Source organism: Janthinobacterium sp. SUN137 (assembly GCF_030587265.1).
Taxonomy (GTDB): Bacteria; Pseudomonadota; Gammaproteobacteria; order Burkholderiales; family Burkholderiaceae_D; genus Janthinobacterium; species Janthinobacterium kumbetense.
Map to the genome: position 1 here is coordinate 70,162 of NZ_JAPWHZ010000003.1, position 14,217 is coordinate 84,378.

11 protein-coding genes and 1 pseudogene are annotated in these 14,217 nt (G+C 64.1%); 4 read left to right on the plus strand and 8 right to left on the minus strand.

Annotation, left to right across the window (positions count from 1 at the left end; genetic code table 11):
- Window positions 1-4: 4 nt before the first annotated feature.
- The 6 genes from O3298_RS15250 to O3298_RS15275 are packed head-to-tail and all read right to left on the minus strand — an operon-like array spanning window position 5 to window position 10,179.
- Window positions 5-3,472 (minus strand): indolepyruvate ferredoxin oxidoreductase family protein, encoded by a 3,468-nt coding sequence (locus tag O3298_RS15250; RefSeq protein ID WP_289913782.1) that lies wholly within the window; start codon window positions 3,470-3,472, stop codon window positions 5-7.
- A gap of 46 nt (window positions 3,473-3,518) precedes the next feature.
- On the minus strand, window positions 3,519-4,787 hold the full coding sequence (locus tag O3298_RS15255; RefSeq protein ID WP_305059929.1) for an OmpP1/FadL family transporter: 1,269 nt from the start codon (window positions 4,785-4,787) through the stop codon (window positions 3,519-3,521).
- A gap of 54 nt (window positions 4,788-4,841) precedes the next feature.
- On the minus strand, window positions 4,842-5,816 hold the full coding sequence (locus O3298_RS15260; protein WP_289913784.1) for a fumarylacetoacetate hydrolase family protein: 975 nt from the start codon (window positions 5,814-5,816) through the stop codon (window positions 4,842-4,844).
- Window positions 5,813-6,409, minus strand: a complete 597-nt coding sequence (locus tag O3298_RS15265; protein WP_289913785.1) for a VOC family protein — start codon at window positions 6,407-6,409, stop codon at window positions 5,813-5,815. Before O3298_RS15265 ends, O3298_RS15260 begins: the two co-directional genes overlap by 4 nt.
- 31 nt (window positions 6,410-6,440) lie before the next feature.
- The gene (locus O3298_RS15270) at window positions 6,441-8,324 is read right to left on the minus strand and encodes an FAD-dependent monooxygenase (RefSeq protein ID WP_289913786.1); all 1,884 of its coding nucleotides are present in this window, start codon (window positions 8,322-8,324) and stop codon (window positions 6,441-6,443) included.
- 10 nt (window positions 8,325-8,334) lie between these two features.
- Window positions 8,335-10,179, minus strand: a complete 1,845-nt coding sequence (locus O3298_RS15275) for an FAD-dependent monooxygenase (protein WP_289913788.1) — start codon at window positions 10,177-10,179, stop codon at window positions 8,335-8,337.
- 231 nt (window positions 10,180-10,410) lie between these two features.
- On the opposite strand from O3298_RS15275, the gene O3298_RS15280 reads away from it, so the two are divergent.
- Together O3298_RS15280 and O3298_RS15285 are read left to right on the plus strand one after the other, a co-directional pair.
- Window positions 10,411-11,109 (plus strand): TetR/AcrR family transcriptional regulator, encoded by a 699-nt coding sequence (locus O3298_RS15280; RefSeq protein WP_289913789.1) that lies wholly within the window; start codon window positions 10,411-10,413, stop codon window positions 11,107-11,109.
- A gap of 165 nt (window positions 11,110-11,274) precedes the next feature.
- A pseudogene (locus O3298_RS15285) lies at window positions 11,275-11,481 on the plus strand (transposase); the annotation flags it as partial.
- Between the two features lie 35 nt (window positions 11,482-11,516).
- Here O3298_RS15285 and O3298_RS15290 read toward each other — a convergent pair.
- Both O3298_RS15290 and O3298_RS15295 read right to left on the minus strand, forming a co-directional pair.
- On the minus strand, window positions 11,517-12,098 hold the full coding sequence (locus O3298_RS15290; protein ID WP_289913791.1) for a FlhC family transcriptional regulator: 582 nt from the start codon (window positions 12,096-12,098) through the stop codon (window positions 11,517-11,519).
- A 7-nt stretch (window positions 12,099-12,105) separates the two neighbouring features.
- Complete coding sequence (locus O3298_RS15295) at window positions 12,106-12,453, minus strand: hypothetical protein (protein ID WP_305059930.1); 348 nt, start codon at window positions 12,451-12,453, stop codon at window positions 12,106-12,108.
- A gap of 350 nt (window positions 12,454-12,803) precedes the next feature.
- Between O3298_RS15295 and O3298_RS15300 the strand changes: the two genes are divergently transcribed.
- Both O3298_RS15300 and O3298_RS15305 read left to right on the plus strand, forming a co-directional pair.
- Window positions 12,804-13,499, plus strand: a complete 696-nt coding sequence (locus O3298_RS15300; RefSeq protein WP_289913792.1) for a S24 family peptidase — start codon at window positions 12,804-12,806, stop codon at window positions 13,497-13,499.
- A 74-nt stretch (window positions 13,500-13,573) separates the two neighbouring features.
- On the plus strand, window positions 13,574-14,155 hold the full coding sequence (locus tag O3298_RS15305; protein ID WP_289913793.1) for a hypothetical protein: 582 nt from the start codon (window positions 13,574-13,576) through the stop codon (window positions 14,153-14,155).
- Window positions 14,156-14,217 lie beyond the last annotated feature (62 nt).

Here is a 14,217-nt window from a genome sequence, read left to right on the forward strand (position 1 = left end):
TCCGTTACAAGGTAGGCTGAACAGCTGTCAGCGGGGAGCATACCGCAATGCCGGCGCGCCTGGCCAGCGCACCGTCGGCCAGGCGTGCGCGCACATGACCGTAACCGCGTATGCCCTCGGGCCAGGAAGCCAGTTCCAGCATCTGCCCGCCGCTATCCCGCCCTTGCGCGATGCGCGCCAGGTCGTCTTCATACAGGCTGCGGACGCGCCGGTTCAAGGCCGCTTCCGCGCCGCGCGCAAACGGGTCGAGCTTCCCGCCGCGCAGGAAACGCAAGCTGGCCAGCAAACGGAAGGCGGGCAACACCCAGGCGCCCACGGCTGTCTTGCGCGCCTGTCCCGTGGCCGCATCCGTCTTGCCGAACGGCCCGCCCGCCAGGTGGAAGCGGACCAGGAAGTCGCCCTCGAAACTGCCGGCCAGCGACTGGCGGAACTCCTTGCGGCTGTACAATCGCGCCACCTCGAATTCGTCCTTGACGGCCAGCACGCGAAAATACTGCGTGGCGGCCTGGCGCAGGATCTGTTCCGACGCCGGTTCCTGGCCCAGTGCTGCGCGCAAGCCCTGCATCCGCTCGCGATAGGCTGCGGCCAGCCCGGCATCCTGGTACGCCTGCAGCCTGGCGCAACGGTCTTCGATCAGCGCGGGCAAGCTCAGTTGCTGGACCCGCGCGAAATGGACTTGTTGGGCCGGCAGCACTTGCCGCCGCACGGCGGCCGGGTCGTGGATCAGCCAGCGGCCCACGTCGAACGCGCGCAAGTTGACCTTGACGGCCACGCCGTTCAATTCTATCGCCCGGCGCATCGCGTCCAGCTTCACGGGCAGCAAGCCCTGTTGCCAGGCACACCCCAGCAAAAGCATGTTCGACAGGATGGCGTCGCCCAGCAGCGCCTGTGCCAGCGCCGAGGCATCGACGAAATGCGCACGCTCGCCCAGCACGCTACGCATGCCTTGCGCCAGGCTGTCCGCATCGGCGGACCAGTCGGGCTGGCGCGTAAAATCGCTGGTCGGCACCACTTCCGTATTCACGATGGCCCTGGCCACGCCCGGACGCAGGCGCGACATGGCCTCGACGCCGGCTGCCACGATCAGGTCGCAGCCCAGCAGCACATCGGCTTCATGCTCGCCGATGCGCGCCGCATGCAGCTCGCCGGCGGTGGGCGCCAGGCGGATGTGCGACGCCACCGCGCCGTATTTCTGCGAAATGCCCGTCAAGTCCAGCGAACTGCCCGCCTTACCATCCAGGTGGGCCGCCATCGTCAGCACGGCGCCGATCGTCACGACGCCCGTGCCGCCGATGCCCGCGACGAGCAGCGACACCGGCTCGAAGCGGTCGGCGATGACGGGGCCCGGCAGCGGTGGAATCGCCAGCGCCGCCGCGCCACCCGCCTTGCGCAAGGTCGCGCCGTGCAGGGTGACGAAGCTGGGGCAAAAACCCTGCACGCACGACAGATCCTTGTTGCACGACGATTGATTGATCTTGCGCTTGCGCCCCAGCGGCGTATCCAGCGGTTCGATCGCCAGGCAGCCCGACTGTTCGCCGCAGTCGCCGCAGCCTTCGCACACGTCCGGGTCGATATAGGTGAGCACCTGGGGATCGGGCAGCTGGCCGCGCTTGCGCAGGCGGCGCTTTTCCGTCGCGCAGGCCTGGTCGTAGATCAGCACGGACAAGCCGGGATAGGCGCGCAGCTCCTGCTGCACGCGTTCCATCGCAGTGCGGTCCCATATGGGCACGTTCAGCGCCTGGCGGCGCTGCGCATACGCGGCCACGTCGTCCGTGACGATGACGATCTTGCGCACGCCTTCGGCCTGCAGCTGCGCCACCGCCTTGTCGACGCTGATGTCGCCATCGATGGGCTGGCCTCCCGTCATCGAAACGAAGCCGTTGAACAGCAATTTGTAGGTCATCCGCAAGTTGGCCGCCACGGCCTGGCGAATCGCCAGATAGCCGGAGTGGAAATACGTGCCGTCACCCATGTTGGCAAACACATGTTCCTCGTCCGTGAACGGCGCCTGTCCCATCCACATCACGCCCTCGCCGCCCATGTGCGATACCGTATTGGTTTTCAGGGGGTCGTTCAGCATGGCGATGGTATGGCAGCCGATGCCCGCCAGCGCCCGGCTTTCCTGCGGCAGCCGGGTCGAGATATTGTGCGGACAGCCGGCGCAAAAACTCGGCTTGCGCAGCGGCACGGCGCCGGCCGGCGCCTGGCAGGCGGGCGCGCTCCCGGCCGTCACGGCCATCCCCAGCAGTTTCGCGATGGCGGCGCTGATCTGCCCCGTGTTGAGTTCGTAGCAGATGGGCAATTCCGGCCGTCCCCGCAAGTCCGACCATTCCGGCGCACCGTCGAATTTCCCCCGCACCAGGGGCGGCGGCGACAGGCGCGCGTCGAACAGGATCGATTTGAGCTGGGCTTCGAGCAGCGGGCGCTTTTCCTCGACCACCAGTATGGTTTCCAGCCCTTGCGCAAAGTCGCGCACGATCTGGTCTTCCAGCGGCCACACCATACCGATCTTCAGCAGGCGCAGGCGCTGCCCGGAAGGCCCGTCCGCGGTGACGCCCAGGCGCGCGAGCGCCTGCATGGTGTCGGCATACGACTTGCCGGCCGTGATGATGCCCACGCGCGCCTGCTGGGCCGGCCACACGAGCTGGTTCAGGCCCGCCATCCGGGCAAACGCCACGACGGCCGGCAGCTTATGCACGTACAGCCGCTCTTCCGCCGCAGGCGCCATTTCGAATGGGCGGATGTGCAGGGAAGTGCCCGGCGTGGCCGCGGCCGGCGCGGGCTGGGACAGCGGCGCCAGCTGGCCCACCGTCACTTCCGCCGCCGATTCCACCACATCGGTCACCAGCTTGATGCCCACCCAGCACCCCGTCTGTCGCGACATTTCAATGCCGCGCAGGCTGAAATCGAGGATATCCTGCACGTTCGCCGGATACAGCACGGGAATGCCGGCCGCGATCAGCGCAAAGTCCGACTGGTGCGCCGTGGTGGACGACTTCGCGCTATGGTCGTCGCCCGCCAGCACCAGCACGCCGCCCAGCGGCGAGGTGCCGGCCAGGTTGCCATGCTTGAGCGGATCGCCGGCGCGGTCCACGCCGGGGCTCTTGCCATACCAGATGCCGAACACGCCGTCGACCCTGGCGCCGGGAAAACTGCCGACGAACTGGCTGCCCCAGACGGCCGTGGCAGCCAGGTCTTCATTCACGCCGGGCTGGAAGTGGATATTCGCCGCCTTCAGGACGGGCGCGACGCGCCACAGCTCCATGTCGAAGCGGCCCAACGGCGAGCCGCGGTAGCCGGAAATGAAGCCGGCCGTGTTCTTGCCCCGGGCGGCGTCGAGGCGGCGCTGGTCCAGCGCGATGCGCACCAGCGCCTGGTTACCGGTCAGATAGACTTGCCCCTTTTCCAGCAGGAAGCGGTCATCGAGGGACGTGGGCTGGGCCTCGGCTTGTGGTGTGATGCGAGCGTTCATGGGATCCGGATTTTCAAGGTGGTCAATGGAAGGTCAAGAGGGATAATCAATAGCCTTGGCTGTATTGCAGGCCGATGATCTGCTGGCGCGTGCCGATGCTTTCCCGGCCGGCGAAGCCCATGGCGGTGGCCAGCGCGGAGGGACCGCTGCGCGCGTCCTGCGGCGCATACAGGTAATACGCGGACCACTGCGCGCCGCCGCCCGCATAGCCGGCACCCAGTGTGTAATGGCGGCGGAACGTGGATGGCGAATTGATGTTGGCCGAGGTGCTGGCGCTGGCGAATGCGGCCGTGTTGTACGACATGCCAGCCGACAGGTGCAGGCGCGGCGTGGCCTGGTAACGCACGCCGCCCTTGTAGACATCCATGTTTTCCCAGCCGTTGCCGGCACCGCCCGCGCTGCCGAACGGATTGCCGCCGTCAAAAGGCCGGTTCGCCAGCGCCGCCACGCCCTTGTAATTGATGCGCTGGTAATCGACCAACAGCGACAGCTGCGGCGTGGCCGCCAGCGACAGGCCGAGCAGATAGTTTTCCGGCACGTCGAAGCGTCCCGCGTCGGCCAGCAAGCCCCGGTACTTCCCGAACTCGCTCATGCGCACGCGGGGCGACCAGGAAGCGCCCAGGCCCAGCCGATCGCCGGCGCGCCAGTAGGCGCCCAGGCGCAGCCCCAGTCCGTGGGCCGTCGCCGTGCCCTGGTTGCTGACCCGCTCCGGCGACTGCGACGAGGCGGCCAGCATCTGCAAGCCTTCCGCCTTGAACAGCTGCCCCACCAGCAGCAGCGAGGCGCCCAGCGATACGCCCGGCGCCACCTTCGCCGACACGGTGGGCGCGACGATCAGCTGGCGGATGCTGACGCCCGTCCTGCCCGTACCGCACATGGCATTGCCCGTCGTGCCGGGACAGGCCGTGGTCGACGCCGGCAAGAAGGTCGACGCGCCATTCGCATACGCCACCACGCTGGCCGACAGCGCGGGACTGATCAAGGTGCCGTAGGCGAATTCACCCACGGGTTCGAAAGCCCGCTCGCTGTCCGTGTGCGTGTCGAGCAGGGGCGCGGCGGACGTGCTGCGCGACATGCGCGTCCTGCCCTGGATGATGGCCATGCCCGCTTCCAGGCGTTCGCCGCTCCCCTCGATCCATATGGTGGTGGCGGGATTGCTGGCGCCGCCCAGCACTTCGCGCGCGGCGGCCGCCGCCGCGCCGCCGACGCCGCGCGCCTCGGCGCCATAGCCGACCTGGAAAAAGCCATTGTCCGCCTGGGCCAGGGTGTGCGCGAGCGCGCCGGCCATCGCGATGGCCAGATGTTTCGTTTGCATGCAAGTCTCCGTTATTTATAGTTTTGGATGCCACTCTTCCTGAAACGCCTGCGCCTACCGCCCTCCTTCCTGTTTGCCAATGAGGTTCGTCAGCGATCCCAGCCCGTCGATGGCCACCTCGACCCGGTCGCCGGCCGCCAGGAAGCGCCACTGCTCGATGCCCGCGCAGTTGGGCACGCAGCCCGTGGCCAGCAATTCCCCCGCCTGCAAGGTCTCGTTCCACGACGCGTACTCGACGATGCGTTCTATCCTGTGGCTCATCGAGGCCGTCGTGCCGCTGCCCCGCAATTCGCCATTCACGCTGACCGTCACCTGCAGCGCGTGCGGGTCGGCGATCTCGTCGCGCGTCACCAGCCAGGCACCCAGGCTGTTGCTGCCATCGAAGTCCTTGCCCTTGGCCGGTCCCGCGCTGGGCCGTGAACCCATTTCCTTCATCAGTTGCGAACGTTCGGAAAAGTCATTGAAGATCAGGTAGCCGAACACATGCCGCATCGCCTGGCCGGCCGCGATATTCTTGCCGCCAAGGCCGATGACCACGCCCAGTTCCGCCTCGTAGTCGAGCATGGGGCCGGACGATGGCGGCGCAATCGTGTCGCCCGGCCCGGACAGGTTCAGGCGCACGCCCTTGTAATACGCGGGCGCGGCGTAAAAGGACGGCGGAATCTTGAACAGGGCGCGCAACAGCAGCGATATGAATGGATTCTTCCTGCGCTTGAGTATCTGGCCGAAGGCATTCTTCAGATGCTGGGCGTAGACGCTGAAACAGCGGATTTGCGGCGGCTGCAAGGGCAGTTCCAGCGTCACGGCATGCACGGCGCGGATGTGCGCGCTGACGACCGCCTCGGTCAGACGGCCCAGGCTGGCCCGAATGGCGGGCAAGGTGGCCGCCTCGTGTTCGATGATGGCCAGCAGGCTGGCAAAGCGCGCATCGGCCGCATGCAGGGCCGTGATGTCGAGCAGGCGGTTCCCGTCGAGCGCGACGCCCGCATGGCGCTCGACGCCTGGCGCGGAAAAGGTGCACAGCCTCATGGCAGCGTGACGAAACGGCGGCTGACGACGTTGCCCGCGCCGAGCAAGACCTGCTCCGCCTCGCCCTGGCGGTAACGCTCCAGCAGGTAATCGGGATCGAATTCCACGCCGATGGCGTTCTTTTCAAAGGCCCCCGAGTGAAACCACACGTCGAGTTCTTCCTGGCTGGAGAAGTTATCTACCTGCAGCTCCACCTGCACGCCGTCCGGGTCGCGGAAATACATCGACGTCGTCGGCCCATGGTTGATGCACCAGACGGGCGCGATATCGATCTTCTTCAGGCGCTCGTAGGTGTGCAGCAGGTCGTCGAGCGAGGCGTAGGTGAACGCCACGTGGTCGAGACCCGTGCTTTCGCGCCGCTTCGCACTGAAATTGGCCGTATTGATCAGGGCCAGGCGGTGGTGTTCCTCGTCATACGACAGAAAGCACAGCAGCTCGTTGCGGAACATGATGCGCGCGCCCAGCACGACGGCCCACCAGTCGATGGTTTCCTCGAAATGGCGCGAGGCCAGCACGATGTGCGCGAGCTTGGCCGGCTGGCGCGCCTGCGGGTCGGGACAGGGAATCGGGAATTGCTGCATGGTATGGCTCATGGTGTCTCCTTGGTGGGGTCTGTCCTGCGCATCAGGATTGGTAGTTATTGTGGGAAAACAGGGTGGCAAAGACGTCCGCCAGCGCTTGCGCGGGCGCGGCGCAGCGGCGGCGGCTGCGCCACACCACCACGCCGTCGCCGCGCACCAGCAGCGCGCCGTCCGGCTCCATTTCCAGCGCCTGCGCAAAGGCTGGCGCGGCGAGGCGGAACTGGGCCGCGTCGCTGTCGTCGACGCGGGGACAGGCGACGCGTATGCCCCATTGCGCATTGACGGCATCGAGTGCGGCCAGCCATGCAGCCTGTTGCGACGCCTGCACCAGCAGGGTCAGCGGCTGCTGGCGCGCCAGGTCGCGCGTGGAAACGTCGCTGCCGCGCTGCCCGCTCCACGCGTGGGGAATCAGGCCGCCAGGGCTGGTGGTGGGCCAGTACTCGGTATGTTCGTTCGGCGAACGGGGATGCGGATGCGGCTCGCGGCAGACAAAACCGCAGGACAGCGCGTGACCCAGGTCCATGCCCAGCGTGACGAACACTTCGCGCTGCCTGTCGATGGCGCGCCGCACGCGGGCGCGCAATGCGGCGCCGTCGTCCGACACCTCGGCCAGCCTGGCCAGCGGTTTCAGGCCGCCCGACAGCAAGCCGCCGATCAGCTTACGCGCCAGCGCGCGCGGCAGCAGGCGCACGGGGGCCGATGCCGACAGCGCGGCCAGCTTGCCCAGTCCCGCGGGATCGAGGCCCGCCGCGCCCATCACCTGGTCCGACAGGCCGGACAGCTCGCGCGTGCGGCGCGCATGGTCGTCGATACTCTGCTGGCGCTCCCTGACATAACTGTCCAGCAAGACGTCGCGCAAGGCGGTCGCATCGCCGGCGCGCAGCAGCAGCGCCAGGCGCCAGGCCAGGCTGGCCGCATCCTGGATGCCGTGGTTCATGCCGAAGCCGCCGATGGCGGAAAAGCCGGCCGCCGCGTCGCCGATCAGCAGCGCGCGACCGCGCCGCAGCGTCGCCGCGCGGCGCAATTCCATGTTCCACGGGCGCACCGACATCAGTTCCACCGGCACCCCGGCGTCGCCGATGGCCGCGCGCACCATGGCCAGCGCCTGCGCATCGCCGATGTCGGCGGCCGCCACGTGCGGCGGCAGCACGGCGCAGCTGAGCACCCATTCGCTGTCGTCGGCCTTGTGCGCGGACAGCGCGCCGGCCACGTCGGCGTTGAGTATCCAGTACAGGGGACTGGGACGGGCCGACGTCAGGTGCGCCAGATTTGCCCGGAAATGTATCTGCGCCACCGCCTGCAAGGGCGTCGTCGCCGAGGCGATGCCCAGCGCCTCGCGCGTGGCGCTGGCAGCGCCATCGGCGCCGATCACGTAGCGCGCCGCGCGCCGGCTCGTCGTGCCGCTGGCGCGGTGCGCCAGGGTCAGCGTGGCCGCTTGCGCTTCCTGCGACAGCGCGACCAGCGCATGCCCGGGCAGAAATTCGATCAGCGGCTGCGCCAGCACTTGCGCACGCAGGATAGGATCGGCCACATTCTGCGACAGGTGCAAGGGACGGCACGGGCTGCATGCCAGCAAGGCCGCCGTGTGGGCGGGATCGCCGAGCGGCACGCAGCGGCCCAGGTCCACGCCGGCCAGCGAGGTGCACCAGGTGATGTACCGCAGCTTGAGCGGCGGCGCGCTCGCTTCCCGGAAATCGTCCGCCAGCTCCGGCGCGATCGAACGCAGTACTTCCATCGAGCGTATCGACCAGACGTTGCCGCGCGGATGCGGGTCGGCTTGCGTGCCGCGCTCCACCAGCACGCTGCGGATGCCATATTGGGCCAGCAGCAGCGCCAGCACGGAGCCGGCCGTGCCGGCGCCGACGATGGCGACGGGCGCCGTTTCGCCGCCGCGCGCGCGGTGGCTATCTGTTTGAGTTGAAATCACGGTGATACCTTCAGTGAAGAGCGGCCGCCCGGGCGGGCAGACCAAGATGGAACAGGCTGGCAAAGATGCCGATCAAGTCATCCGCGTGCGGCAGATCCGCGTGCGCATGGCGCCACGCGACATGGCCGTCCGGGCGCACGAGAAACAGGCCATCCGGCTGCTGCTGGTTGAAGCCGGCCAGGCGGCTAACGTCGTCCGGATGCACGAGCGCGTCGAGATCGGCCCCGTGCAACGCCACGCCCAGCGCGGCGGCGGCCTGGCGCGCCAGGTCATGCGCGGTGCCTGCGTGGCAACCCATGCCCGCCAATACGAAGCGTTCACCGCCGAGCAGGCTGTGCGACGACAGTTTCACGCCGGCGGGCGCCGCCAGATGAAAGTGGGGAAAGCGCGCGCCGGGATGGAACGACGGCAGGTGCTCCAGCACCGGATCGCCGGCCTGCGGCGCGCGGCTGCCGTCCCCGCGCACGGCAGCGCTGCGATATAGGTAGCCCAGATCCAGCCCGATCGTATTGAAATGGGCGAACTGGTTTTCCGCCGCCTGCTGCACCCGCTGCCGTTGCCGCGCATGCCGGCCGCCAGCAGCCAGTTGCACCTTGTCCGTGCGCGCCTCGATGGGAGCTACCAGCAGCCGCTTGACGCCGCTGCGCACGGCGCGCGGCAGGCTGCGCGCCACCAGGCTGGCGCGCAGCCTGGCCAGACGCGGTAAATGGTCCATGTTCAAGCCCAGGGCATCGCTCACTTCGCGCATCTTGTAGTGATTCACCGTGCTGGCCTGGCCATTGGCCAGTGCCACCGGCCGCCGTTCCTCTTCGTAGGTCTGCAGCAGCGCCTGCCCCGCCTTGCCCTGGATGACCAGCGCCAGCTTCCAAGCCAGGTTATGCGCATCGGCCGCGCCCGTGTTCAGGCCCAGGCCACCCGTCGGCGGAAAGCGGTGTGCAGCATCGCCCACGAGGAAAACCCGGCCTTGCGCATAGCGTTGCGCCGTGTGCGACTGCATGGTCCAGCTGGAAGTGGAGGTGACCCGCAGCGGCATGGCGTCGTCGCCCAGCGCGGCGCGCACGATGCGCTCGCAGCGCTCGACGGGATAGTCGCGCGGCGATTCGCAGGCGGGGAAATACGGCGTCATGAACACCGAATAGCGGGCCGCGTCGTGCACGATGAACGTACCGGGACAGCGGGCCGACATGATCCAGAACAGGATCGACGGCCGGTCTTGCACCAGATGGCGGATATCGCCCTCGAAATTGATGGTGATCAGGTTGGCCAGGTCCGTCTGCCCCTCCATCGCGATGCCGCACTCGCGCCGCACGCGGCTGCCGGCGCCATCGGCGGCGATGATCCAGTTGCTGCGCACGCGGTACTCCTTGCCCGTGGCGCCATCCTTCAGGCGCGAGATGGCGTGATCCTCGCCGTGCTGCGCGCCCAGCCAGGTGTGGCCGAACGCCGTGCGGCACGGCACGCGCCGCGACAGGTGCTGGAAGAGCAGGCGCTCCAGCTGGTGCTGCGGGATATTGCGCGTGACCTTGCCGCTGGAGCGCGCCAGCTTCGCCGCATATGCGGGGCCGCCGATATCGATGCTGGCCAGGTCGCCGCCGGCCAGGGTGCGGCGCCACGTCACATGGCTGGCGCCATCCGCATGCGTGGCGATGCTGGCCAGCTCGTCGTCGCCGATGCCGATTTCCGCGAGAATTTCCAGCGTGCGGCTGTTGATGACATGGGCCTGCGGCGCCAGGTGCAGATCGTCGCGCTGCTCCACGATCAGAGAGGCGATGCCCCGGTCCGCCAGCAAGGCGGCCATGAGCATGCCGATAGGGCCGGCGCCCACGATGAGCACCGGTACGTCTGTTTCTTGCATGTCTGTCTCCTGTCATGGCGCTGCGTCCGCCACGTCAATTTATATAAGTATCAGCGAAGCTTATATAGTTATAAGTTTGAAGTCAACAGCAATTACGCGGCACGCATCGGACGACGGCGCACGGCGCGCGCGCCGTATAATGGCGCGCAAGTGGGCAGCGTTGCGGCTGCGCGACAGAATGAAATGGAAACCGGGCAGAACAATCCGGCGGCGCGACCTTGAATGAAAAATATGACAGCAGACGACAAGCAATCCACACCAGCCGCCCCTGCCTGGCGAACCCCGCTCTTCAATGCCGGCACGCCGCCGGCGGCGGCGCCAGAAGCGAATGGCAAGCAGAGGCTGATACAGGCGGCCGAGATCGAGTTTTCGCAGAAGGGCTATGAAGGCGCGTCGGTGCTGTCGATCGCGCAGCGGGCCGGCGTCAAGCAGCCGCTGTTGAATTACCACTTCGGCAGCAAGGAGGGGTTGTGGCGTGCCGTCGTGGCGGGCGCGTATGCGGAAGCGGAAGAGTTTTCCCGCACGGTGGACCGGACGCTGGCGTCGGCCGACCCGCTGACGCACTTGAAGGCGCAGCTGAAGACGTTTGCCGTGATCAATGTGCTGCACCCGGCCGCGCATGCGCTGGTCTTCAAGGAAGTGGCCCAGGGTGGCCCCAGGCTGGACTGGATCATCGCCACGTACATGAAGCCCTTCCACGCCCGGCTCGACGCGCTGATCCTCGAGTGCCAGGAACAGGGACTGCTCAAGCGCTATCCTGTCGAGTTTGGCAGCATCATGATGACCGGCATGCTGACCTCCGTGCAATCGTCGATGAACCTGCTCAAAGGCATCTACGGCATCGACTCGATGACGGCGCAACAGGCGGAACTGCACGCCGACCAGCTGATCGACGCCCTCTTCGACGGCGTCGCACTACGTCCGGCCTAGTTTGGCCTGATTCTTACCCTGGGCGAATGGGCCAGCATCGGCTTGCAATCGCGATTGCGCCAGGCACAGTTCCAGCCTAGCGATCAGGGCGGGCACTTCGTCGTGGCTCTGTTGCACAAATTTCCGCCAGCGACGCCTGAATCGCGGCTCGGGTAAACTGTCGGCATGTGCGCACCTGGCAAACCGAAGTATCGAAGGACCAACTGGACGGAGTGCAACGCGGCGCTGAAGGCGCGGGGTTCGCTGCTCAATTTGGCCGGACAAGGACATGTGCTGGCGCGGCGGTGATAGGCGTGGGCTAGACAGAACGACAGCGAGGCGGAGATTCCGTTTTACCTGACCATCAAAGCCCTTTTTAACTCGGCAATAAAGAACGACAAGAAAACTCTGAACAATCCATTCAATGACTAATTTTGCTTTACGGCCAGACGCAGGTCAGGTTTGCCAGCAAAGCTCGATTGAATACGGGAATCAGTGGCATAGCGTTTGATGAGCTTGCAGAACACACACCCGGAGTGGTCCGCCGATGTATCCCCGAGTGCAATCAGATAACGGCAGCGGCACCGAGGGCAGGTGTGCAGAGTCAATTGCGATGAATGGTGGGTCCAAATGCCCTCCACGCTCGCGATCAGCTCGAAAGCACGGTCAAACGAGATGCTGGAACGGCCACTCCACCGCTCTCGATACATCTTGTAGGCGCAGACCAAGGCCTTGCGTGCCGAACAGGCGTGCTGTGTGCGCAAGAACTGAAAAATACTAGCAATCAGTGACGCCTCAGCACGCTGCACCAGTGTCGCCATATGGTACCAATCCTGCGAACTGGGCCATCGACCACCGGTGGCTGGCCGGTCATTATAAAAATATTCCCGCAACAGAGACCCACTCAATCCAGTCAAATAAGCGACAGTTTTCATACGCGCACCGTGTTCGACGCAGGATTTGGCGAGCTGTAGGGCCTGAATGTGTCGCTCAGCATGTTCGTACGCCATACGTCACCTATGCAACGCGCACACGGGCCGCAGTTGTCTGGCCGGCACGCGATGGTCCACAGGATGCATCCTGATCCACAGCGCCGACCCGGCACAACGTCATGGCCAATACGGGCGGTGTTTCAAGGAGAGTTTTAAAATTACCTATTGGCTTAAACAGACTTTCGTGCGACATGCTCGCGGCCAGCAGCTGCAATGAGTCCACGCTCATTGCAGCAAGCGTCTCGGCTGAGGCTGTGTCGAGGTGAAAGGTACAGCAAGTGGCCAGGGGATCATGCTTCAGACCCACCTGGATAGTGAGTAAGTAATTCAAGTTGAGGTACTGCACTTCCGTATATCGAATCGCGTCTTCCATGGTCCACCCCGCTTTGCCCCGCGATGGCGGGGCGTGGTCATTAATCCGGTTTCCGCTGTGCAAATCTGCCAGGTCGGCCAACTGAATAGCGAAGTCATGGGTAAGCCGACTACGCACGAAGGCAATAGCACATTAAAAAAAGACTACTCCGCAAAATTTCAAAGGTCAATAGCAACTGCTAATCGAATCAAAATATTTATATGTACTTTGGCAAACTTTCACTGGAGGAAATCCGATTCTCGCTCTAAAATCAAGCTCTGCCCCATAAAAATACGCCTGTAACAACTGCTACAAATAATCTACAAACAAACAAAGGTCTCTCACTTTACCCCGGCCTGGAGACAAAAATCGTGACAATAAGCAATAACATCCCGCTTACCAGAGAGGCCGTCCGCGAACTTGACATTGATATCGTCCCTGGTGTCCGGCAACGGCTCATTGCAGAACTCGACAGACGGGGGATACATCCAGGACAACGCGAACACTTCCTGAGCCAGATTACCGGCCGGGCGCTGCAAACAGTGGCGCGCTGGATCGATCAAGAAAAACCAGGTCTGCCCGATCTCAAATCGCTCGCCATTGTCTGCCTGCAGTTCGACATGGATGCGAACTGGATCTTGGGATTAACGTCGCATCGCATCCCTTTCCCACGGCAACAATTAACGCCTGGCGTGCGCCAACAAGTGTATGGCCAAGCGGCCCCGCCCTTTGACTGGATCGGCCATTTACTGGTACAGGCAGCCTTGCTCAATGACAACGACTTAGCGGGCCTAATGCGTGGCGACGATATGGCCCCATTAATCCCGGAAGGATCCTTGTATTTCTTTGATGCGTGTGTCCACGAAATAGATATCAATGGTATCTACGTACTTGAGTATCAGGAAAAGGTGCTTGTGAGACACGTAGAGATCGCGGTGGGCGAGGGACTCCTCCTACGCTGCGAGAACACGCGCTACAAACCAACCACGGTAAAAATGGCCAAAGTCGCAAACACGTTAAAAATCGTCGGGCGCGTCAAAAATGTACTGAATTTTTCGACCCTCTGACATCACAATCTGCGGCCCGATTGGCAGCTAACGTCCATTCAATATCTTGCAATAATCCATCTAATTGAGAACACATGCACAGCGTCGTATCTTCGGTTTTACTTATTATTGGTCTTATTTCTACAGGAACCGCACTCTGGCATGGACAGTTAATCGCTGCACTTGCAATTGCTCTGGCAACCGCATATGCCGTTCTTGCTTGGTATTCAGGCATCATTGAATCCCTGACGAACCCGATCTTCCAACTAGCAGGCGCAGTCGTCATTCTTCCCATTGGGCTAGTAGCAATTCTATACAACAACAGGGCTCTAAATGTGGATCTTCAGGTCGCATATAGTGCCGTTCTTTATGATCTTGGCACGATGGACTTGCACTGCGATGACATGTCAGCAGAGCTTCGAAAACTACAGGAATTCGGAGTGATGGCTTGTATCATGCAGGGCAATTCGGATCAGCTAGGTGCTTTGAGTGAGCTGAGCAAGGGAATCCATTTCGGTCCAACGCTCACAGTGCTAGATAGCGGCGCAGCGCTGCTAGAGAGCGACAAGCCAAACTACTGTGCTAAAACCTTCAAAGCAGCTGAAACCCTATGTCCAACAGCATTCATGTCATTGAAAAAATCATATCGCAGCGCGTTACTTGAAGCAGCGCAGTAATCATCTACCGTCCAAGACGCCCCCCCTTCAGTCCTTTGATTTAAAAACACTTATAGGGGATC